1 protein-coding gene is annotated in these 1,170 nt (G+C 57.9%); it reads left to right on the forward strand.

Annotated elements, in window-relative coordinates; all coding sequences use genetic code 11:
- A partial coding sequence (locus P0O24_RS12460; RefSeq protein ID WP_394356790.1) for an Ig-like domain-containing protein occupies positions 1-1,170 on the forward strand: 1,170 nt, incomplete at both ends.

The raw sequence follows: 1,170 nt of genomic DNA on the forward strand, positions 1-1,170 counted from the left end.
CGCCGACAAGTCGAGCCCCCAGAACGCGGGAACGTCGATATTATGGACCGCCAGCGCGACGGATCCGGATGGAGACGCAATACAGTACAGGTTCTGGCTGAAGGGACCCTCTACAGGGAACGCCTGGGTCGAGAAGAGAGGGTGGAGCACGGTCAATACATGGTCGTGGACGACGACCAACGCTGACGTTGGAGCAAACCAGGTCAACGTATGGGTCAGAGACGGTAACCATGCCCCCGCATCGAGCTACGACTCGTTCAAGATCGCGGATTTCGCTATAACGGCACAAAACCAGCCTCCGGTCGCCAACTCACTGAACGCCGACAAGTCGAGCCCCCAGAACGCGGGAACGTCGATATTATGGACCGCCAGCGCGACGGATCCGGATGGAGACGCAATACAGTACAGGTTCTGGCTGAAGGGACCCTCTACAGGGAACGCCTGGGTCGAGAAGAGAGGGTGGAGCACAGACAATACATGGTCGTGGACTACGACCAACTCTGACGTTGGAGCAAACCAGGTCAACGTATGGGTAAGAGACGGAAACCACGAGCCTGCTACAAGCTACGACTCGTTCAAGATCGCGGATTTCGCTATAACAGCACAAAACCAGCCGCCGGTCGCCAACTCACTGACCGCCGACAAGTCGAGCCCCCAGAACGCGGGAACGTCGATATTATGGACCGCCAGCGGGACGGATCCGGATGGGGACTCAATACAGTACAGGTTCTGGCTGAAGGGACCCTCTACAGGGAACGCCTGGGTCGAGAAGAGAGGGTGGAGCACGGTCAATACATGGTCGTGGACGACGACCAACGCTGACGTTGGAGCAAACCAGGTCAACGTATGGGTCAGAGACGGTAACCATGCCCCCGCATCGAGCTACGACTCGTTCAAGATCGCGGATTTCGCTATAACGGCACAAAACCAGCCTCCGGTCGCCAACTCACTGAACGCCGACAAGTCGAGCCCCCAGAACGCGGGAACGTCGATATTATGGACCGCCAGCGCGACGGATCCGGATGGAGACGCAATACAGTACAGGTTCTGGCTGAAGGGACCCTCTACAGCGAACGCGTGGGTCGAGAAGAGAGGGTGGAGCACGGTCAATACATGGTCGTGGACGACGACCAACGCTGACGTTGGAGCAAACCAGGTCAACGTATGGGT

This window comes from Candidatus Methanocrinis alkalitolerans (assembly GCF_029167205.1).
In the GTDB taxonomy this organism is placed as follows: Archaea; Halobacteriota; Methanosarcinia; order Methanotrichales; family Methanotrichaceae; genus Methanocrinis; species Methanocrinis alkalitolerans.